The organism is Bradyrhizobium sp. 172, from assembly GCF_023101065.1.
Taxonomy (GTDB): Bacteria; Pseudomonadota; Alphaproteobacteria; order Rhizobiales; family Xanthobacteraceae; genus Bradyrhizobium; species Bradyrhizobium canariense_D.
In genome coordinates, this window is sequence record NZ_CP064701.1 from 5,484,307 (window position 1) to 5,505,419 (window position 21,113).

Here is a 21,113-nt window from a genome sequence, read left to right on the forward strand (position 1 = left end):
CATGGCCAGTCTTCGCCAAATTGCGTCTTGTGGCTATGGGTCCTGGCTTTCGCCAAGACGACGACGCTGAAGCCATGGCGTACCCTCTCCCATCTTGTCTTCGCCCGCGGATGACGCCACACTCCGCGGCATAAGAACAAGACGTCACGGGAGAGACATGTCCACCACACAGCCATTGGCTGACCTCGCCGACATGGTGCGCGAGCGCGCCAAGAGCCGCGGCAATGCCATCGCCTTCGAGTTCGAAGGTCGTGTCACCAGCTTCGCCGAGTTCGACATCAAGACGAATCGCGTCGCCAATGCGCTGATCGCGATGGGTGTGAACAAGGGCGAGCGCATCGCCTATCTCGGCAAGAACAGTGACATCTATTTCGAGCTGCTGATGGGTGCCATGAAGGCCGGCGTGGTGATGGCGCCCGTGAACTGGCGGCTCGCGGGCCCCGAGGTCGCCTTCATCGTGAGCGACTGCAAAGCGCCGGTGTTGTTCGTGGGACCCGAGTTCATCACCCAGGTCCGCCAGATCAAGGACCAGTTGCCGGGCGTGCGCAGCGTCATCACCACCGAAGGCGGCGCGCCGGAATGGCAGGATTTTACAGCCTGGCGCGATGCACAGAGTGGCGACGATCCCAAGGTGCCGATCGACACTAAGGACATCGCGATCCAGCTCTATACCTCGGGTACGACAGGCAAGCCGAAGGGCGCGATGCTGTCGCATGCGAACTTCCTCAACCTGGTGCAAACAGGCAATGCCGAGGACAAGCCGGAGTGGAACCGATGGTCGACCGACGACGTGTCGCTGGTCGCGATGCCGATCTTCCATATCGGCGGCTCCGGCTGGGGCGTGATGGGGCTCTACCACGGCGCCCGCGGCGTGATCGCGCGCGAGTTCGATCCGACCAAGGTGCTGGATTTCTTCGAGCAGTCCGGCATCACAAAGCTGTTCATGGTGCCGGCGGCGATGCAGTTCGTGGTGCGGCAGCCGCGCGCGAGGACTGTCGATTTCTCCCGGTTGAAATACATGCTGTACGGCGCCTCGCCGATACCGGCGGCGCTGCTGAAGGAATGCATCGAGATCTTCAAATGCGGGTTCGTGCAAATGTACGGCATGACCGAGACCACCGGCACCATCGTCGCGCTGCCGCCGGAGGATCATATCGAGGGCTTGGAGCGGATGCGCTCGGCCGGCAAGGCGCTGCCGGGCGTCGAGATCGCGATCCTAGACGTTGACGGCAAGCCGCTGCCGCCGCGCGAGGTCGGCGAGATCGCGACGCGCTCGGGCTCCAACATGGCCGGCTACTGGAACCTGCCGGAAGCGACCGCCGCGACGCTGCGCGGCGACGGCTGGCTGCGCACGGGTGATGCCGGCTACATGGACGAAGACGGTTATCTCTACATCCACGACCGCATCAAGGACATGATCATCTCCGGGGGCGAAAACATCTACCCGGCCGAGGTCGAGAGCGCGCTGTGCGATCATCCCGACGTCGCGGAAGCTGCCGTGATCGGCATACCCGACGACAAATGGGGCGAGGCGGTGAAGGCCGTTGTGGTGATGAAGCCCGGGAAGCAGGCGACCGCCACCGACATCATCAACTTCACGCGCGAGCGCATCGCCGGCTTCAAGACGCCGAAGAGCGTGGAGTTTTTGCCGGCGCTGCCGCGCAATTCCTCAGGCAAGATTTTGCGACGGCAGTTGCGGGAGCCGTATTGGGCGGGGAAGGATAGAAGGGTGAATTAGCACCACTCCAGCCACATCGTCGTCCCGGCGAAGGCCGGGAGGTGGATTCACACTCGAAGTGCAACAGTTGAGAGGAGAAGGCCTCTGCCGGGGTTCTGAAGTCAAGGCATTTGCGCGGGGTGTTGTTGTAGGCGGCAATGGACTGACGGAAGCGCCTGGTTGGGAGCTTTTCGAGGTCGGTCTTTCGGGGGATGAAGCGGCGCAAGCGGCCGATGGCGTTCTCGATGCCGCCCTTTTGCCACGGCGCGTGCGGGTCGCAGAAGAAGGTCTTCATCAAGAGGCTCTGCAAGGAAAGGTGGGCGGCGAACTCGGTGCCGTTGTCGAAGGTGACGGTACGGCGCAGTGCCTCCGGTACGGCTTTGAACAGGCGTACGAGATGGCTAGCGATACCGGCGGCGAACTTGCGTTCGATGGGAACGGCGAGCAGCAGGCGCGAGGTTCGCTCGTGGACGGCCAGGATGGCCTGCCGGTATTTGGAGAACATCATCAGATCGGCTTCCCAGTGGCCCGGGACTTTGCGATCGGCGACCTCGGCAGGCCGTTCTGCCAGCGAAACACGGCCTTCGATGAAGCTTGCGGGGCTCCCGCCTCGTTTGCCGCGGTGGCCTCGCTTGCTCTTGCCTCGAGGCAGATAGCGCCGCCAGGTGAAGTCCGTCGTGCGTGTGATCTGGGCGTAGATGAAGCGGTAGATGCTCTCGCAGGAGATCACCCTACGGCCACGTTCCCGGGCCAGCCTGCCTGCGACCTGTTCGGGTGACCAACCGCGGCTCAAGCCTGCCAAGACCTCGCGGCGCAAGCTGGCGTCCCGCTCGAGGCGAGAGCCCTTCCAGCGCCGCGCCCGGGTCTGCTGCTGAGCATAGCTTGGCTTGTAGCCGACTTGCCTGCCACGGTTCCGCCTCAGCTCCCGAGAGATCGTTGATGGCGGCCGATCCAAAGCTGCCGCGATTTGCCCGACCGAGCCGCCATTGGCCGAAAGGCGGGCAATCTCGCATCGATCGTCAAGGGAGAGCTGTTTGTAAGTCCGCCCCATGGCAACACCTCCAGATGGAAGTGTTGCACTTCGTTTGTGAACTCAGGGGACCCATAGCCACAGGATTGGGTTTTGCGAAAACTCGGAGTTGCCGTCTCGCGCAACGACTTCTCCGTGGGGTAATGGGTCCCGGCCTTCGCCGGGACGACTCCGGGGAGAGACTGCGCGCAACAATCCCTCAATGCTTCCCCGGCCCCATATAGCCGAACAAAAATCCCGCTACCTTGCGGATCTGGATCTCCTCGCTGCCCTCGGTGATGCGATAGCGGCGGTGATGGCGGTAAATGTGCTCGAACGGCTTGTGGCGTGAATAGCCCATGCCGCCGTGAACCTGCATGGCGCGGTCGGCAGACTCGCAACACAGGCGGTTTGCCCAGTAGTTGCACATCGAGACGCGGTCGGAGAGCGTGCGCTCGATCTGCTCCTCGGTGAGCTTGTCCATTTCCCAGGCGGTCTTGCGGATCAACAGGCGCAGCATCTCGGCCTGCGTCGCAAGCTCGACCAGCGGGAATTGGATCGCCTGGTTCTCGGCCAGCGCCTTGCCGAACGGTTTTCGCTCGCGCGCATACTTCACGCTCTCGTTGATGCAGTAGACCGCTGCCCCCAACGAACTCGCTGCCTGCCGGATGCGGTTTTGATGGACAAAACATTGCGCCAGCGACAGGCCGCGACCGTCCTCGCCGAACAGCGCATCCTCCGGCACGAACACGTCCGTAAAGCTGACGCGGGGATGATCGGTCGGCATGTTGAAGGTCCACATATACTCTTCGATCTTCACGCCATGGCTCGTGGCCGGCACCAGGAAGCAGGTGATGCCGCGGGCATCGCCGTCATTGCCTGACGTGCGCGCGAACAGCGCGCAATGCGTGGCGACGTGCATGCCGGTCGTCCACATCTTCTCGCCGTTGATGATCCAGCCCTTGACGTTGTCACGGGTCGCGGGCACCGCGCGCGCTTCCATATGGGTGGCGTCGGAGCCGTGATTTGGCTCGGTCAGGCCGAAGGTGATGCGGTACTTGCCCTTGATCGAGCCGTCGATCATCGCCTTCTGGTCGTCGCGTCCGTAGCGATCGAGCATGGTGGCGACGGGGAAGTTGCCGACGATGGAATGCTCGTTCTGGAGGTCGTTGTGCAGGCCGAGCCCCTTGGCGGCAAAGTGCTCGCGGATGACCGCCATCCAGAGGTTGGAGCCATTCTTGCCGCCATATTGCTTCGGCACCGCAAAACGCAAATGACCGGCGGCGTCTGCGAGATCCTTGGCCTTGCGCAGCAGCGCCTCCCATTCGTGGCGCGGCAGGCCGCCATTCTCGAAATCGGTGCGCGTCCATTCGCGGCGGTGATCGAAGAAGCGGATGTTATCGTCGACCGCCTCCAGCGGCTTGATCTCGCGTTCGATGAAAAGGTCGAGCTCTGCGAGATAGGCGACGAGATCGGCAGGCAGCGAGAAATCCACGGCTCTCTCCCGGATGATTTTTTCGTTTGCGTTAAGGCGCTGGGCGCAGCTTTGCTTCGCACGATTAAGGTGAGAAGAGCGCCGCCAAGTCAAGCAATGGGAGGCGTGCCGGATGCGCAAGGCGCATTGCGCAATTCGATGGTGCTCCAGCGCGGAGGCGCGGTAGTATTCCGGCAATATTCCTTCACGAGAAACTGCGGGAGCGCGCGATGGAGCTGAAATTTTCCAAGGTGGAACGCAAGGGGCCGATCACGATCGTGACGCTGTCGCGGCCCGAGGTCTACAACGCGCTGCACACCGACGCGCATTTCGAGCTGCAAAAGGTATTTGACGATTTCTCCGCCGACCCCGAGCAATGGATCGCGGTCGTCACCGGTAGCGGCGATAAGGCGTTCTGCGCCGGCAACGATCTGAAGTGGCAGGCGGCCGGCGGCAAGCGCGGCTGGGACAAGGGCGGCTTTGCCGGCCTCACTGCGCGCTTCGACTGCGACAAGCCGATCATCGCCGCGGTCAACGGCGTCGCCATGGGCGGCGGTTTCGAGATCGCGCTCGCCTGCGACCTCATCATCGCCTCGGAGAACGCGACCTTCGCCCTGCCCGAGCCCCGCGTGGGGCTGGCCGCACTCGCCGGAGGGCTGCATCGGCTGCCGCGGCAGATCGGACTCAAGCGCGCCATGGGCATGATCCTCACCGCGCGCCATGTCAGCGCCAAGGAGGGTCTCGAACTCGGCTTCGTCAACGAGGTGGTGCCGCAGGGCGAGGCGCTCACGGCCGCGCTGCGCTGGGCCGAGATGATCACCAAGAATTCGCCGATGTCGATCCGCGCCTCGAAGCAGGCGATCCAGAAGGGCCTCGGCGTGTCGCTGGAGCAGGCGATCGAGGAGCAGCGGGACTATCCGGCGGTGAAGGCGATGGTGGCCTCGCAGGATTACATCGAGGGACCGAAGGCGTTTGCGGAGAAGCGGCCGCCGAAATGGGTGGGGAAGTAGGGCGGTCTCTCTCCGCCAGTCACGACTCCCAACACCACCGGTGTCATGCCCCGGCTTGACCGGGGCATCCAGTACGCCGCGGCTTCTCGGCTCAATCAATGCCGTCTCTGGAATACTGGATCGCCCGCCTTCGCGGGCGATGACAGCAGAGAGTGTAGTACCGCCTACCCGCCACGCGAGAGTTCGCGTTTGTACGACGCGTAATTCGGCTGATCCACCGCAAGCTTGTCCATGGTCGTCGCCCACAGATGCTCGGCAAGGCCCGGCGTTGCCAGATCGACCTCGCCCTTGGCGATGCGCTCGGCGAGTGCGCGGTTGAGATCGGTCACCGAGCCGTCGGTGCCGAGCAGAGCACGCAGCCGCTCCACCTCCGCGGCGTCGCTCCCCTCCTCCCGCGTCAACTGCCTTGTCACGAGATCGAGGATGTTGATGGCCACGCGCAGCTTGAAGGCCTGGTGGCCGGAGATCAGCGGCGCGATGTCGTTGCGGAGGAAATCGGCGACCGACTTCGTCAGCTCGATCGGGGTCGGCTCGTCCTGCATGGTCAACTCCCCCGCGGCGCCAGCAGCCGCAACAGATCGATCTCGGTCTCGGAAGCGCGACGGCCGATCATGGCGCGTTCCATCGAATGGTCCGGACTTTCGCGAAAGCGCTGCATCATGCCGCCGCACATGATGCCCCAGCGCAGCGTGCCCATCACTTCCCAGAATTTGACACGCGATGGATCGACCTTGCGCCCAGCCGCCTCATAGCCGGTAAACAGCTCCTGACGCGAGCCAAAGCCGCCGACCGGCTTGTCGATCTCGCCAAAGCGCCAGGAGTTGACGCAGACCCAGCCGAGATCCTCCATGGGATCGCCGAGATGGGCGAGCTCCCAGTCCAGCACCGCGCGCACGCCGTCGGCGCCAATGATGAGATTGCCGTTGCGGAAATCGCCATGCACCAGCGTCGTCTCGGCCGAAGGGCCCGGATCGTGGTCGCGGAGCCAGCGCAGCGCCAGCTCGAAGACGGGTTTGGGCCAGTCCAGGCTGCGATAATCGCGTTCGAACTCAGAGATCTCCTCCGTCGCGGACCGGCTGCGCAGCTCGGGCAATTTGTCCCGCGGCAGCCCGTGCAGCTTCGCGAGCACGCCGCCGATCTGCCGTGCGAGACGCGGCCGCGCCGCCGCAAACTCGTCGTCGCGCAGAATCTTGCGCGCGATGGTTTCGCCCTCGACCCGCTGCATGATGAAGCCGGTGCCGAGATCGTCGTCCGGCGTGAGCACATGCATCACGCGCGGCGACGGCACGCCGGCCTCATAGGCAAGCTGCATCAGCTGCGCTTCCGCGTCGAGACCTGCCGCGCGCGTCGGCGCCGCGCCATACCCCTTCGGCGAGCGGCGCAGGATCGCACCGATCGGCCCGTCGGGATGCACGATGTCGAAGCGCCAGGTCTCCTGGCTGGCGCCGCCGGACAGCTTGGCCGCGCCGGTCACGCCGGTCGCCCCCTCGCACCAGCGCGCAACGCTGCGGGAAAGCTCAGCCTCGATCATTTGCCCTTGAACTGCGCCGGACGCTTCTCCAGGAAGGCGCCAACACCTTCGCGGAAATCATCCGTGTCGCCGGCACGGAGCTGGCACTGAAATTCGAGATTGAGCTGATCCTCGAAGGAATTCTCCGGGCTGTCCCAGTACAGCTTGCGGATCAGCGACAGCGCGACCGTCGGGCCGCTGGCGAGGTCGCGCGCAAGCTTCATCGCCTCCTCCATCAGCACGCCGTCATCATAGACGCGATTCACAAGGCCCCATTCCAGCGCCTTATCGGGCGGGAGCCGCTCGCCCATCAACGACAATTCGATCGAGCGTGCCTTGCCGATCAGCCGCGGCAAGAGCCAGGTCGAGCCGCAATCCGGCACCAGACCGATGCGGCGGAACGCTTGCAGGAAATAGGACGAGCGCGCGCACAGGATCATGTCGCCGAGCAGCGCGAAGCTCATGCCGGCGCCGGCCGCCGGGCCGTTGACCGCGGTCACGATCGGGCAATGCAGATTGCGGATGCGGCGCAGGAAGGGATGGAAGCCGGTCTCGAGCGTCAGGCCGGCCTTGGTCTTCTTCGACTGGTTGTTGCGGCCCTGGAGATTCGCCCCGGTGCAGAACGCCCGCCCTGCGCCCGTCAGCACCACGCAGCGCACCTCGTCCTTCTTCTCCTCGATCGTGTCGAGCGCTTCTGAGAGACCGCCCAGCATGTCCACGGAGACCGCGTTCATCACCTCCTGATGGTCGAGCTTGAGGATCGCGACCGAACCATCGAGATCGAGCGTGACGTGTTTGAACTGCATGGTTTCCTCGTGAGTTGCGGCCTGCACCAGTTTCGCAGACCGGAATTGCTTTTGCCGGGGCGCATATTTGATTTTTGGCGCGGTCTTGTCCATGGTGATCGGAGCATAGCAAGCAATCTTGCGCGCAGCGGCTGATGCGCACGAAGCAAAAAACAGGAAACGCGCCATGAACCTTTTCGACCTTTCGGGACGCGTCGCCGTGATCACCGGCGGCAATGGCGGCATCGGGCTGGGCATCGCGCAGGCGCTCGCCGGCCAGGGCTGCAACGTCTCGATCTGGGGCCGGAATGCTGACAAGAACAAGGCCGCTGCCGCGAGCCTGGCCGGGCTATCAGGCAAGGTCGACACGCGGGTCTGCGACGTCACCGACCCGACCTCGGTCAACGCCGCGATGAAGGCCACGCTCGACACATTCGGCCGGGTCGACGGCTGCTTCGCCAATGCCGGCATCGGCGGCGGCGGCCGGCGCTCCTTTATCGAACGCACCGAGGAAGAATGGCGCACGATGTTTGCGACCAATCTCGACGGCGTGTTCCACGCGTTCCAGGCTGCCGCAAAACACATGACCGCGCGCGCCGAGGCCGGCGATCGCTTCGGCCGGCTGGTGGCGACTTCGAGCCTCGCCTCGATCTTCGGCACCGCGCGCAACGAGCACTATGCCGCGACCAAGGCCGCGATCAACGCGCTGGTGCGTGCGCTCGGCGTCGAGCTGGCGCGTCACGGCGTCACCGCGAACGCGATCCTGCCGGGCTGGATCAAGAGCGACATGACCTCGGGCCTGATGGCCAACGAGAAATTCGTCGCCAACGTGATGCCGCGAATTCCGGTGCGGCGCTTCGGCGAGGCCAGCGACTTCGGCGGCATCGCGGTGTATCTGATGAGCAAGGCCTCGTCGTACCACACGGCGGATACGTTCGTGATCGACGGCGGTTATACGGCGTTCTGATTCTCGTAGCCCGGATGGAGCGCAGCGCAATCCGGGACCGCCAAAAGCAAACAAGACCCGGATTACGCTTCGCTCCATCCGGGCTACAAATCATAATGAGGGGAACGGCAAATGTTTTCACACGTGATGATCGGCACCAACGACCTCGACAAGGCCAAGACGTTCTACGACAATTTGCTGTCCACGCTCGAGGTGCGGCCGGCGCGGGTCGACGGCCATCGCATCTTCTACATTACCAAGACCGGCGTGTTCTCGGTCACAAAGCCGATCAACGGCGAAGCGGCGACGCCTGCGAATGGCGGCACCATCGGCTTTGCCGCCAACTCGCCGGAACAGGTCAATGCATGGCATACGGCCGGCATCGCCGCCGGCGGCGTTCCTTGCGAAGATCCTCCTGGTATCCGTCAAGGCCCGGGCGTCAACCTCTATATTGCCTATTTGCGTGACCTCGACGGCAACAAGATCTGCGCGATGCACCGGATGGCAAGCTAGGCCGGCCGCAACCACCGCTGTCATGCCCCGGCTTGACCGGGGCATCCAGTACGCCGCAGCTTCTCGATAGATCACATACGCCTCGGAGTACTGGATCGCCCGATCAAGTCGGGCGATGACAGCGAGAATGCCGCCCATTCAAACAACATTTCAAACGTCCGCGATATTCCATCGCATGGCATGGCTCGCGTTGGAAAAAATGCGCGCTCGCACTTTGGCGACGCTGCGACTATTCTCCGGCGCAACGCGATCTCAGCGACCCCGGGAGGAACAATGACAAAACACACCTATATTCCCCGCACCACCAACTACACCCTCAATCCCGGCGACGAGCTCAACGACCTCAGGATGTCGGACCAGATCCGGCCGCTCTACGATCACGTCAGGAAGTTCATCCGCGACACCGTCGAGCCGATGTCGACCGAATTCGCCAAGGCCGGCGAAGGCAAAGAGGATCGCTGGAGCTTCACGCCGAAGCAGCTCGAGGTGCTGGAGAAGGCCAAGAACAAGGCCAAGCAGGAAGGCCTCTGGAACTTCTTCCTGCCCGACGACGAGACCGGCCAGGGCCTGAAGAATCTCGACTACGCCTATATCGCATCCGAGCTCGGCAAGAGCCCACTGGCATCGGAGAGCATGAACTGCTCGGCGCCTGATACCGGCAACATGGAGGTGCTGGAGCGCGTCGGCACCAAGGAGCAGAAGGAGAAGTGGCTGAAGCCGCTGATGAACGGCGAGATCCGCTCCGCCTATGTCATGACCGAGCCGAACGTCGCCTCCTCCGATGCCAAGAACATCTCGACCAGCGCCAAGCTCGTCGGCGACGAATGGGTCATCAACGGCGAGAAATATTACATCTCCGGCGTCGGCGATCCCCGCTGCAAGATCCTCATCGTAATGGTGAAGACCAATCCGGACGCGGCGCCGAGCAAGCAGCAGTCGCAGATTCTGGTGCCGCGCGACACGCCCGGCGTCGAGGTGCTCGGTCCCATGTACGTGTTCGGCCAGGACCACGCGCCGCGCGGCCACATGCACATGCGCTTCAACAACGTGCGCGTGCCCAAGGAGAACATTCTGCTCGGCGAAGGCCGCGGCTTCGAGATCTCGCAGCTTCGGCTAGGCCCGGGCCGCATCCATCACTGCATGCGCACTATCGGCAAGGCCGAGAAGGCGCTCGATTTGATGGTGCAGCGTGGCCTCACCCGCGAAGCCTTCGGCAAGAAGATCGCCCATCTCGGCGGCAATATGCAGATCATCGCGCAGGCGCGCTGCGAGATCGAGGCGATGCGGCTGATGGTGCTGAAGGCCGCCAAGGCCATGGACGTGCTCGGCAACAAGGAGGCCCGCGTCTGGGTCTCCATGGTTAAGGCCATGGTGCCAGAGCGCGCCTGCAAGATCATCGACCAGTCGATCCAGATGCACGGCGCCACCGGTATCTCGCACTGGACCCCGCTCGCCGAAATGTACCAGGACGTCCGCCATCTCCGTTTCGCGGACGGCCCGGACGAGGTGCATTGGATGGTGGTGGGACGCCACGAGCTGAGCATGGCGTGAGGTCCTTCTTCCCCCTCTCCCCACTTGCGGGGAGAAGGTTGGGATGAAGGACTACGACGCGGCCACCTCGCCGATCTTGTCCTGCGTCTTGGTCTCGAAATCGCTGGCGTCATGCCGCTCGTGAAGCTGGCTGGCGGGATCTCCGGAGACACGGTTGACCATGCGGCCGCGCTTGACGGCCGGGCGCTTGGCGATCTGGTCGGTCCAGCGCTGCACGTGCTTGTAGTCCTGCACGGACAGGAATTCGCCGGCGCCGTAGACCAGCCCCTTGGCGAGCGCGCCGTACCAGGGCCACACCGCCATGTCGGCGATGGTGTATTCGCTGCCGGCGAGATATTCGTTGTCGGCGAGCCGGCGGTCGAGCACGTCGAGCTGGCGCTTGGTTTCCATCGCGAAACGGTCGATGGCATATTCGATCTTGGTCGGCGCGTAAGCGTAGAAATGGCCGAAGCCGCCGCCGAGATAGGGCGCGCTGCCCATCTGCCAGAACAGCCACGACATCGCTTCAGTGCGGCTCTTGATGTCCTTCGGCAGGAAGGCGCCGAACTTTTCGGCGAGGTAGAACAGGATAGAGCCGGACTCGAACACCCGGATCGGCTCCGGGCCGGAGCGGTCCATCAGCGCCGGGATCTTGGAATTCGGATTGATGTCGACAAAGCCGCTGCCGAACTGGTCGCCGTTACCGATTCTGATCAGCCAAGCGTCGTATTCCGCGCCCTTGTGGCCGAGCGCCAGAAGCTCCTCCAGCATCACGGTGACCTTGACGCCGTTCGGCGTCGCCAGCGAATAGAGCTGGAAGGGATGCTTGCCGACCGGCAGCTCCTTGTCATGGGTGGGACCGGCGATCGGGCGGTTGATGCTGGCGAACTGTCCGCCGTTCTCCTTGTTCCAGGTCCAGACCTTGGGCGGCACGTAGGCGGGGGTGTCGGTCATGCGAGGGCTCCGGCAAAAAGATGCGTCTGCATTAATTAGCCCGCGGACGGCGGATGGCAAGCCCTGCCGGCCCTGCGTCCTGCGCGGGCCTCGCGACCGCGTCATGCGTCCGACGTTGCCGAGGACGGCCATCACGAGAAGCCGCATCTGTCGAGCCGGGCGTACGGCTTCGCGCAACACGGCGTGTGCACGCAAGATGCGCCGCCAAATCCGGATTGGCATAGCGCAAGACGATGGTCTAGCGTCGATGAGCCTTCGCTCAAGATTGCGACAACAGCAACGCGAGGCCGCCGGGAGAGAACGATGAAATCGCCGATCTGCGACATGCTGGGCATCGATTTCCCGCTGCTCGCCTTCAGCCATTGCCGCGATGTCGTCGCGGCTGTCAGCCGCGCCGGTGGGTTTGGCGTGTTAGGTGCGACCGTGCACACGCCGGATACGCTCGAACGCGAGCTGAGATGGATCGACAAGCACGTTGACGGCAAGCCTTACGGCGTCGACGTGCTGATCCCCGAAAACATCTCGACTGCGGGCGAGAAGGACGTCACCTGGAAGAGCCTTGAGGCGCGCGTGCCACAGGAGCACCGCAACTACACGCGCAATCTCCTGAAGAAATACGACATCGAACTCACGACCACCGAGGTCGCCGACAACCAGCCGCAGCCGTTCGATGGCAGGACCGCGCTGGAGCTGCTGGAGGTCTCGTTCAACCACCCGATCCGCCTGATCGCCAATGCGCTCGGCGTGCCGCCGAAGGCCATGATCGAGATGGGCAGGAAGCACGGCGTGCCGGTCGCGGCCCTGGTCGGCGCCAAGGAGCACGCGCTGCGCCAGGTCGCGGCCGGCGTCGATATCCTCGTGGTCCAGGGCACCGAAGCTGGCGGCCATTGCGGCGAGGTCTCGACCATGGTGCTGGTGCCCGAGGTGATCAAGGCGATCAAGAATATCCGCGACGTGCCGGTGCTGGCGGCCGGCGGCATCATGACGGGACGACAGATGGCGGCCTGCATGGCGATGGGTGCCGCGGGCGCCTGGACCGGCTCGGTGTGGCTTGCGACCGTCGAGTCCGAGACCACGGAGATCTTTCGCGAGAAGATGATCGCGGCATCGTCGCGCGATGCGGTGCGCTCTAAGGGCCGCACTGGAAAGCCGGCACGGCAACTTCGTTCGGTCTGGACCGACGCCTGGGACCGCGCAGCCGAGAGCCCCGGCGCATTGCCGATGCCGCTGCAAAGTATCGTCAGCCGCGACGCCTTCAACTCGATCGACCGCGCCGCGGCGGGCGGCAACGCCAAGGCGCGCGATCTCGTGAGTTACTTCGTCGGCCAGGGCGTCGGGCTGATCGACAGCGTGAAGTCGGCCGGTGCGGTGGTGCAGGAGTTCAAGGAAGAGTTTGCCGAAGCCGTCGAGCACATGAATGCGCTGGTGGCGGAGTGATTGCCACACACCGTCATTGCGAGCGCAGCGAAGCAATCCAGACTACCATCGCGGAAAGACCCTGATTGCTTCGCTACGCGCGCAATGACAAAAAACTGACATCGTGAATTGAAGCATGACAGATAAGAAGCATACCCCCGAAGACCGCATCCCCGTCATCGTCGGCGTCGGCGAGATCGTCGACCGTCCCAAGGAGGTCACCGATGGCCTCGAGCCGCTCGACCTGCTCGAACAGGCGCTGCGGCGCGCGGAAGCAGATGCCGGCGCAAAGCTGCTCGACGAGGTGCAATCGCTCGATATCGTCAACTTCCTGAGCTGGCGCTATCGCGATCCGGAGCAGCTGCTGGCGCAACGGCTCGGCATCACGCCTTCGCATTGCTATTACGGCCCGGTCGGCGGCGAGAGCCCGATCCGCTACATCCACGAGGCAGCAAAGCGCATTGCGCGCGGCGAATGCAGCGTCGCCGCGGTTTGCGGCGCGGAGGCACAGTCGACGGCGACCAAGGCGGAGCGCGCCGGGGCAAAGCTGCCATGGACCCCGTTCGCCCATGACGTCGAGGAGCCGAAGCGCGGCGCGGCGTTCCAGAAGCCGCTGGCCGTGAAGCTCGGCGTGTTCCGCCCCGTCACCGTCTATCCGTTCTACGAAGCGGCATCGTCCGCCCATTGGGGACAGACGCCGCGCGAGGCGATGGCAGAGTCGGGTACACTATGGTCACGCTATTCCGAGGCCGCCGCGCAGAATCCCAACGCCTGGCTGAAGCGGCGCTATACGCCTGACGAAATCACGACGCCCACCGCGGACAACCGTCTCATCGCGTGGCCTTACAACAAGCTCATGGTTGCCAACCCGAGCGTCAACATGGGCGGCGCGCTGCTGCTGACCAGCCTCGCCAAAGCGCGTGCGGCCGGCATCGCCGATGACAGACTGGTCTATCCGCTCGGCGGCGCCTCGGCCGAGGAGCCGCGCGACTATCTCTTGCGCGACCACTTTTACGAGAGCCATCCGCAGAACGCCGTTTTGAAGGCCGTGATGGATCTCGCCGGCGGTGACAGCAAGACGTTCGACGCGCTCGAGCTCTATAGCTGCTTTCCGTGCGTGCCCAAGATGGCGCGGCGGACGCTGGGTCTAGGTGCGGACGTGCAGCCGACCGTAACAGGCGGCCTCACCTTCTTCGGCGCGCCGCTCAACACTTACATGACCCATGCGGCCTGCGCGATGGTGCGGCGTGTGCGGGACGGCGCAAAGCTCGGCCTGCTCTACGGCCAGGGCGGCTTCGTCACCAAGCATCATGCGCTGGTGGTGTCGAAGGCGCCGCCGCGTGAAGCATTGGCACAGGAGACGAGCGTGCAGGCGGCGGCGGACAGCAACAAGCGCGCGGTGCCGGAGTTCGTCACGGATGTCTCAGGCAAGGGCAAGGTGGAGAGCTTTACGGTGCTCTACGGCCGCGGCGGCGAGGTCGAACATGGCGTGGTGATGCTGCGGACGGAAAACGATAGGCGCACGCTGGCGCGAATTCCCGCGAGCGATGCGGCAACGCTGGCGCATCTGCTCGACATGGATCGCACGCCGGTGGGTTCGCTCGGCGAGATCACGATGACGGTAGATGGCGTGCCGGAATGGAGGGTGGCGTAGCTCTCGTAGGGTGGGCAAAGGCGCTCTTGCGCCGTGCCCACCAATCTTTTTTAGGATCGCAGAGAGATGGTGGGCACGCTTCGCTTTGCCCACCCTACGAAACCGAGGCTACCCCTTCGGCGCCTGCTTCTCCGACGCCGTCGCGGGCTTGCCCTTGGCGCCGGCGCCGGTCACGCGGACCTGGTCGCCGTCGGAGAGGCCGTCCGGTGGTGCCGTGATGACGCGGTCATCCGCTGCAATTCCCGAGGCGAGCTCGATCTCCTTGCCAAGATCGCGGGCGATGGTCACGGGCTTGAACAGGACCTTGTCGTCCGGACCGACGGTTGCGACGCGCAGGCCGCTGCCGTTGAAGATCAGCGCACTGGCGGGAATGCTGAGCGGCGCGGCGTCGCGCTGCAGGCTGAGCTTCACGCTAGCATAGCCGCCGGGCATCAGCTCGCCTGAGGAATTGTCGAGACCGAGCTGCATGCGCGTCGTGCCGGAGGCGACGTCAACCGCCTGCGAGGAGGCCTCCACCGTCGCCTGGAAGGTCCGGTTCGGATACTCCGGCAGCACGATGGCGGCCTTGGCGCCGATCTTGATCGCGGGCACGTAGTTCTGGGGCACGTTGATGTAGACGCGCAGCTTGGTGATGTCGGAGACCACGAACATTGCCGGGCCCGAGCCGCCGCCTGAATTGATCAGCGCACCGACGTCGGTGTCGCGCGCCGTGACCACACCGTCAAACGGAGCGGTGATCTTCTTGTAACCGGCCAGCGCTTCGAGGCGCTCGACGTTGGCCTGGCCCGAGCGAACCGCCGCGTTCTTGTTGGAGAGATCGGCGGTACGCTCGTCGATCTCCTGCGCGGAGACGAAGTTGGAGGCGACCAGCGTCTTGCGGCGGTTGAGGGTGGCTTCCGACAGCCTGGCGCTGGACTGCTGGCTGGCGAGGTCGGCGCGGGCCTGAAGCAGTTGCTGGTCGAGGTCGGGCGCCTCGATCTCGGCGATCACCTGACCGGCCTTCACCCGCGCACCGATGTCAGCGCTCCAGCTTTTGAGATAGCCGGGAACACGGGCAAAGATCGGCGCGCGATAATAGGCTTCGAGACGGCCCGGCAAGTCGATGGTCGCATTGAGAGCCTTGGCATTAGGCAGCGTCACCGCGACGCTGGGAACAGCCTGATCATCGGTCCATGCCTTCAATTTGGAGCCCTGCTCCTCGCGGGCGCGGATGCCGGTGCCCACGACCAAGCCGGCCGCGATTAGCGCCACCACGCCGAAAATGCCCAGTTTCCGGTGCGACACCGGGGAGCGGGGTTCAGTGGGCGACATGCGGGGGCTCCAGGGAGGCGGCGCCTTTGGCGCCTTGCTTCTTGTGTACCATACTGAACACCACGGGAACGAACATCAGCGTGGCGAAGGTTGCAAAGATCAGGCCGCCGATCACGGCACGGCCGAGCGGCGCATTCTGCTCGCCGCCCTCGCCGAGCCCCAGCGCCATGGGCGCCATGCCGATGATCATGGCGAGCGCGGTCATCAGCACCGGGCGGAACCGGACGAAGCCGGCTTCGAGCGCCGCGGCGATGGGATCGCCGAGCTCTTCGTAGCGCTCGCGGGCGAACGAGATCACGAGCACGCTGTTGGCGGTGGCAACGCCCATGCACATGATCGCGCCGGTCAGCGCCGGCACCGACAGCGTCGTCTCGGTGGCGAACAGCATCCAGACGATGCCGGCGAGTGCTGCGGGCAACGCCGTGATGATCACGAAGGGATCGGACCAGGACTGGAAGTTCACGACGATCAGGAAATAGATCAGGACGACCGCGCCAAGCAGGCCGAACAACAAGCCGGTGAAGGCGCTGTTCATGGTCTGCACCTGGCCGAGCAGCACCACGGAAGAGCCTTTCGGCACCTCCTTGGCGGTGTCGGCGATCACCTGGCGGATGTCGGTCGCGACCGCACCGAGATCGCGGCCCGAGGTCGTGGCGAAGATCTGCACCATCGACTGGATGTCGTATTGCGAGACCACCGCGCTCGAAGTCGATCGCTTGATATCGGCGATGCCGCCGAGGATCGGCGACTGCGAATTGCCGGCCGCCGTGATCGGCAACGTCTGAAGCGCGCTGAGCGAATCCATCTGGTATTGCGGCGTCTGCATCACGATCGAATAGGATACGCCGTTGTCCGGATTGAGGTAGTAGGTCGGCGCCACCTGCGAGGAGCCGGCAAGGTTGACCACGAGACTGTTGGTGACGTCACGCTCGGTCAGCCCGACATACTGCGCGCGGGTGCGGTCGACATCGATATTGAAGGTCGGATTGTTCGGTGACTGCTGGATGCGCGCATCGGCGACGCCGGGAATCCTGCGAACCTTGGCCAGCAGATTGTTGGCATAAACGAAGTTGGCGCTGATATTGGCGCCGCGGATCTGCAGGTCGATCGGCGCCGGCGCGCCGAAGTTCAGGATCTGGCTGACGATGTCGGCCGGCAGGAAGGCAAAGCTGACGCCGGGGAACAGCCGCGGCAATTGCTCACGCAGCACGCGCACATGCTCTTCGGTCGGCTTGTGGCCTTCCTTCAGCTTGATCTGGATGTCGCCATCCTGCGGGCCGATCACGCCGGTGTTGTTGTAGGTCATGTTGATGCCGGAGATCGGCATGCCGATGTTGTCGGTCAGCGTTTCGATCTCACCCGGGATCAGCTTGCGGATCGCCTTCTGCACGTCGGCGAGCTGGTTCGCTGTCTCCTCGACGCGGGTGCCGACCTGGGTGCGGACGTGCATCAGGATGTTGCCGGCATCGACCGCGGGGAAGAAGTTGCGTCCGAGGAACGGGACCAGCGCGAAGGACGCGCTGACCACGCAGAGGAAGCCGATCACGAACACCGGACGGTGCGCGAGCGCGAGCCCGAGGAAATTGTGGTAGCCGCCGCGAATGCGCTCGAAGCGAGCCTCGAAACCGCGCTGGAACCAGACCAGTGGATTGCGCGACTTCGGCGGACCGTTCTCGTGATGGACATGCGCCTGCAATAAATAGTTCGCCATGGTCGGCACCAGCGTGCGCGACAGCAGGAACGACCAGATCATCGCGAACATCACCGCTTCCGCCATCGGCACGAACAGGAAGCGCGCCACGCCGGTGAGGAAGAACATCGGCACGAACACGATGCAGATGCAGAGCAGCGAGACGAAGGCCGGCGTCACGATCTGGTTGGCGCCGTCGAGGATCGACTGCTCGACCGACTTGCCCTGCTCCAGATGGTAGTTGATGTTCTCGATCGTGACCGTGGCATCGTCGACGAGGATGCCGACCGCGAGCGCCAGGCCGCCGAGCGTCATGATGTTCAGCGTCTCCCCGATCGCCGACAGCATGATGATGGCGCCGAGCACCGAGAGCGGGATCGAGACCGCAATGATCACAGTCGAGCGCCAGCTGCCGAGGAACAGCAGGATCATGACGCTGGTGAGCAGCGCCGCGATCACGCCCTCGAACGCGACGCCTTCGATGGCGCCGCGGACGAACACCGACTGATCGCCGATGAAGCCGATCTTGAGCGCGTCCGGCAGCTGGTCCTTGACGTCGATCACCTTCTGCTTGATGCCCGCGATGATGTCGAGCGTCGAGGTCGCGCCCGCCTTCAGCACCATCATCAGCACCGAGCGGTTGCCGTCGACATGGACGATGTTGGTCTGCGGCGGGTTGCCGTCCCTGACGGTCGCGACGTCGCGCACATAGACCATCGCGCCGTTGACGGTCTTGATCGGCAGATTGCCGAGCTCCTCGATCTTCAGCGGCGAGTTGTTGAGCTGGATGATATATTCGAACTGCCCGATCTTCTGGGTGCCGACCGGCGTGATCAGGTTCTGGGCCGCGAGCGCGTTGGCGACGTCCTGGCCGGACAGGCCGCGGGCCTGGAGCGCGGTCGGGTCGAGGTCGATCTGGACCTGGCGCTGCTTGCCGCCGAACGGGTACGGGATCGCGGCGCCGGGCACGGTGACCAACGGCGTACGGAGCTGGTTGATGCCGATATCGGCGAGGTTCTGCTCGGTGAGGCCATCGCCCGAGAGCGCCACCTGGACGATCGGCACGGTGGAGGCGGAGTAGTTCAGGATCAGAGGGGGCGTCGCGCCCGGCGGCATCTGCTTGATCAGCGTCTGCGAGATCGCGGTGACCTGCGCGTTGGCGGTGCGGATGTCGACGTTCGGCTGGAAGAAGATCTTGATGATGCCAAAGCCGTTATAGGAATTGGCGGTGATGTGCTCGATGTCGTTGACCGTTGTCGTCAGCGCGCGCTGGAACGGCGTGGTGATGCGGCCCGACATCTGATCGGGCGGCAGGCCGGTGTATTGCCAGACCACGCCGATCACAGGGATGCGGATGTCCGGGAAGATGTCGGTCGGCGTCCGCAGCGCCGCCAGCGGTCCGATGATCAGGAGCAGGAGCGCGAGCACGACAAACGTGTAGGGCCGGCTCAGGGCAATACGGACCAGAGCAATCATTCGTTGGGCAATTCCAGATCAGGGACAGGAAACACCGCCCCCGCGGGTTCCTCGGCTGATTTACCTGAAGACCGCCCGAATGGCCAACGGCACTGCGTCACGAGCGGTCAATTCCCTGCTATCGCACTGCGAAATAGCATTCCAGATATGCACCTCGCGCCGAAAGATGACGGGAGACAGCTTTCATGTGCGCAAAAAAAGCGGCGCCCAAAGGCGCCGCTTTCGAACAATGCCGTGATTTTCAGCTTACGCCGTGCGGACGCAGTTACGCCGCGCGAACGTTGGTCAGGAACTTGCTGACCTCGGTCTTGAGCCGGCCGGAGTCGTTGGAGAGTATCTGTGCCGCCGACAGCACCTGCGAGGAGGCCGTGCCGGTCTCGGTTGCGCCGCGCTGCACGTCGGTGATGTTGGAGGAGACCTGCTGGGTGCCCTGCGCCGCCTGCTGGACATTGCGGGCAATCTCCTGGGTTGCCGCGCCCTGCTCTTCCACGGCCGCGGCGATCGCCGACGAGATCTCCGACAGACGCTCGATGGTCGAGGAGATCTCCTTGATGGCGCCGACCGAGTCGTTGGTCGCCGCCTGGATGCCGGAGATCTGCTGGCCGATCTCACCGGTCGCCTTCGCGGTCTGCTCGGCGAGCGCCTTCACCTCGGAGGCGACGACCGCAAAGCCGCGGCCGGCTTCGCCGGCACGTGCGGCTTCGATGGTCGCGTTCAGCGCCAGAAGGTTGGTCTGGCCGGCGATGGTGTTGATGAGCTCGACGACGTCGCCGATGCGCGAGGCCGCCTTCGAGAGCTCGCTGACGCGTTCGGTGGTGGCGCGGGCCTGGCCGACGGCATCGCCCGCCATGCGCGCCGATTCCTGGACCTGGCGGCTGATCTCGCCGACGGACGAGGCCATCTCCTCGGTCGCCGAGGCCACCGACTGCACGTTGGTCGAGGCTTCCTCCGACGCTCCGGCAACGGTGGTCGCCAGCCGCTGGGAGCGGTCGGCGGTCGAGGTCAGCGTCGAGGCCGAGGCTTCCAGCTGGGTCGAGGCCGACGACACGGTCTGGACGATCTCGCCGATCATCGTTTCGAATTCGCGGGTAATGTTGTCGACGCGGCGGCCGCGCTCGATCTTGGCTTCGGCATCGGCGGCGGCAGCCTCGTCGGCGGCCTTTTTGGCGATCAGCGCTTCCTTGAAGATCTGGAGCACGTCGGCCATGGCGCCGATCTCCGTCTTCTCACCGCGATGAGGGACTTCGGCGGAAAGGTCGCCCTTGCCCAGCGCCTGCATCGGCTCGGTAATCGAGTTGATGCCGTTCGAGACGTCCTGGACCAGGTAGAAGCCAACGCCGGAGCCGACAAGGACGGCGGCGCCGAGAATGATCGCGACCAGCATGAAGGCATAATAGTAGCTGTTGGCGGCATCCTGCGCGGCCTGGTCGCCACCTTTGGTGTTGAGCTCGATGTCCTTGCGCAGGACCTCGTCGGCCTGAAGCCCGATCTTGTTGACCGTCTTGGTGTTCAGATCATGCGCCTCGTGCGGGACCTTGCCGGCCTCCTTGCGCGACAGCGCCATGACCTCCTGGGTCCCCTTCTTGTACTCCTCCCAGAGCTTCGACCATTCACCGTAGAGTGCCCGTTCTTCAGGCGAGGTGATCATGTCCTCGTAAGTTTTGCGGAATTTGGCATTGGCCTCGATCACGGTCGCGAGCGTCTTTTCCATCGCGAGCTTCTCGTCCAGCGTTTCCGACAGCATGTGCTCTCGAATGACGTTGCGGTAAGTGATCACGCCGGCACGCAGGTCGCCGAGCACGCGCACGCTGGGCATCCAGCTCGTGGTGATGTCGACGGTGTTGGCATTCATCGACCGCATCTTCATGACGGCGAGCAGGCCCATGCCGGCCATCGCGACCAGCAGGAACGCCACGACACTGATGATCTTGGCACGAATGGAAATGGTGGCGAGCATAGACGAGTCTCTTTGTGCTGGAGCGGTGGCGCGCCCGGAGTTTTACGAATCAACCAAAGGGAGCAGCACCGACATCCAACACCTAGAGCACTTGAGCAGATGTAAACACGACTCCGTACAACTACGAAAGCCCGAAACAAATGAACATGGCGCTAAAAATG

At 64.1% G+C, this 21,113-nt stretch carries 16 protein-coding genes; 7 read left to right on the plus strand and 9 right to left on the minus strand.

Annotated features, from left to right (window positions below):
• The first annotated feature begins 157 nt into the window (after nucleotides 1–157).
• Nucleotides 158–1,738 carry a fatty acid--CoA ligase gene (locus IVB07_RS26435; RefSeq protein ID WP_247371169.1) on the plus strand — a complete coding sequence of 527 codons (1,581 nt, stop codon included), beginning with the start codon at nucleotides 158–160 and terminating at the stop codon, nucleotides 1,736–1,738.
• Here IVB07_RS26435 and IVB07_RS26440 read toward each other — a convergent pair.
• Nucleotides 1,620–2,768 carry an IS30 family transposase gene (locus IVB07_RS26440; protein ID WP_247363454.1) on the minus strand — a complete coding sequence of 383 codons (1,149 nt, stop codon included), beginning with the start codon at nucleotides 2,766–2,768 and terminating at the stop codon, nucleotides 1,620–1,622. The two genes, IVB07_RS26435 and IVB07_RS26440, sit on opposite strands and share 119 nt — an antisense overlap.
• Before the next feature lie 178 nt (nucleotides 2,769–2,946).
• Complete coding sequence (locus IVB07_RS26445; protein ID WP_247363455.1) at nucleotides 2,947–4,221, minus strand: acyl-CoA dehydrogenase family protein; 1,275 nt, start codon at nucleotides 4,219–4,221, stop codon at nucleotides 2,947–2,949.
• A 209-nt stretch (nucleotides 4,222–4,430) separates the two neighbouring features.
• Here IVB07_RS26445 and IVB07_RS26450 point away from each other — a divergent pair, with 209 nt between their 5' ends.
• On the plus strand, nucleotides 4,431–5,210 hold the full coding sequence (locus IVB07_RS26450) for an enoyl-CoA hydratase-related protein (RefSeq protein WP_247363456.1): 780 nt from the start codon (nucleotides 4,431–4,433) through the stop codon (nucleotides 5,208–5,210).
• Nucleotides 5,211–5,374: 164 nt separating this feature from the next.
• Here IVB07_RS26450 and IVB07_RS26455 read toward each other — a convergent pair whose 3' ends face one another.
• From IVB07_RS26455 to IVB07_RS26465, 3 genes are read right to left on the minus strand one after another with little or no spacing between them, the layout of a single operon-like run.
• Nucleotides 5,375–5,752, minus strand: coding sequence for a DUF6285 domain-containing protein (locus tag IVB07_RS26455; protein ID WP_247363457.1), 378 nt, complete (start codon nucleotides 5,750–5,752; stop codon nucleotides 5,375–5,377).
• A gap of 2 nt (nucleotides 5,753–5,754) precedes the next feature.
• Entirely contained in the window at nucleotides 5,755–6,741 is a 987-nt protein-coding gene (locus IVB07_RS26460; RefSeq protein ID WP_247363458.1) for a phosphotransferase family protein, read from the minus strand.
• Nucleotides 6,738–7,526: an enoyl-CoA hydratase/isomerase gene (locus IVB07_RS26465; protein ID WP_247363459.1), complete on the minus strand. Its 789-nt coding sequence runs from the start codon at nucleotides 7,524–7,526 to the stop codon at nucleotides 6,738–6,740. The genes IVB07_RS26460 and IVB07_RS26465 overlap by 4 nt, the downstream gene beginning before the upstream one ends.
• A gap of 166 nt (nucleotides 7,527–7,692) precedes the next feature.
• Between IVB07_RS26465 and IVB07_RS26470 the strand changes: the two genes are divergently transcribed.
• The 3 genes from IVB07_RS26470 to IVB07_RS26480 all read left to right on the plus strand — a co-directional run bounded on the left by IVB07_RS26470 (nucleotide 7,693) and on the right by IVB07_RS26480 (nucleotide 10,515).
• Entirely contained in the window at nucleotides 7,693–8,472 is a 780-nt protein-coding gene (locus tag IVB07_RS26470) for an SDR family oxidoreductase (RefSeq protein ID WP_204510639.1), read from the plus strand.
• A 111-nt stretch (nucleotides 8,473–8,583) separates the two neighbouring features.
• The gene (locus tag IVB07_RS26475; RefSeq protein WP_247363460.1) at nucleotides 8,584–8,964 is read left to right on the plus strand and encodes a VOC family protein; all 381 of its coding nucleotides are present in this window, start codon (nucleotides 8,584–8,586) and stop codon (nucleotides 8,962–8,964) included.
• Nucleotides 8,965–9,237: 273 nt separating this feature from the next.
• Nucleotides 9,238–10,515 (plus strand): acyl-CoA dehydrogenase family protein, encoded by a 1,278-nt coding sequence (locus IVB07_RS26480; RefSeq protein ID WP_247363461.1) that lies wholly within the window; start codon nucleotides 9,238–9,240, stop codon nucleotides 10,513–10,515.
• Nucleotides 10,516–10,566: 51 nt separating this feature from the next.
• Here IVB07_RS26480 and yghU read toward each other — a convergent pair whose 3' ends face one another.
• Entirely contained in the window at nucleotides 10,567–11,448 is an 882-nt protein-coding gene (gene yghU / locus IVB07_RS26485) for a glutathione-dependent disulfide-bond oxidoreductase (RefSeq protein ID WP_085362319.1), read from the minus strand.
• A gap of 303 nt (nucleotides 11,449–11,751) precedes the next feature.
• Here yghU and IVB07_RS26490 point away from each other — a divergent pair, with 303 nt between their 5' ends.
• Together IVB07_RS26490 and IVB07_RS26495 are read left to right on the plus strand one after the other, a co-directional pair.
• On the plus strand, nucleotides 11,752–12,885 hold the full coding sequence (locus tag IVB07_RS26490) for a nitronate monooxygenase (protein ID WP_018456978.1): 1,134 nt from the start codon (nucleotides 11,752–11,754) through the stop codon (nucleotides 12,883–12,885).
• Between the two features lie 115 nt (nucleotides 12,886–13,000).
• A complete protein-coding gene (locus IVB07_RS26495) occupies nucleotides 13,001–14,518 on the plus strand; it encodes an acetyl-CoA acetyltransferase (protein ID WP_247363462.1) in 1,518 nt (505 codons plus the stop codon).
• Between the two features lie 108 nt (nucleotides 14,519–14,626).
• Here IVB07_RS26495 and IVB07_RS26500 read toward each other — a convergent pair whose 3' ends face one another.
• The 3 genes from IVB07_RS26500 to IVB07_RS26510 all read right to left on the minus strand — a co-directional run bounded on the left by IVB07_RS26500 (nucleotide 14,627) and on the right by IVB07_RS26510 (nucleotide 20,952).
• Nucleotides 14,627–15,829 carry an efflux RND transporter periplasmic adaptor subunit gene (locus tag IVB07_RS26500; RefSeq protein WP_247363463.1) on the minus strand — a complete coding sequence of 401 codons (1,203 nt, stop codon included), beginning with the start codon at nucleotides 15,827–15,829 and terminating at the stop codon, nucleotides 14,627–14,629.
• Entirely contained in the window at nucleotides 15,816–18,995 is a 3,180-nt protein-coding gene (locus IVB07_RS26505; RefSeq protein ID WP_247375564.1) for an efflux RND transporter permease subunit, read from the minus strand. Before IVB07_RS26505 ends, IVB07_RS26500 begins: the two co-directional genes overlap by 14 nt.
• Nucleotides 18,996–19,260: 265 nt before the next feature.
• A complete protein-coding gene (locus tag IVB07_RS26510) occupies nucleotides 19,261–20,952 on the minus strand; it encodes a methyl-accepting chemotaxis protein (RefSeq protein WP_247363465.1) in 1,692 nt (563 codons plus the stop codon).
• Nucleotides 20,953–21,113: the final 161 nt, after the last annotated feature.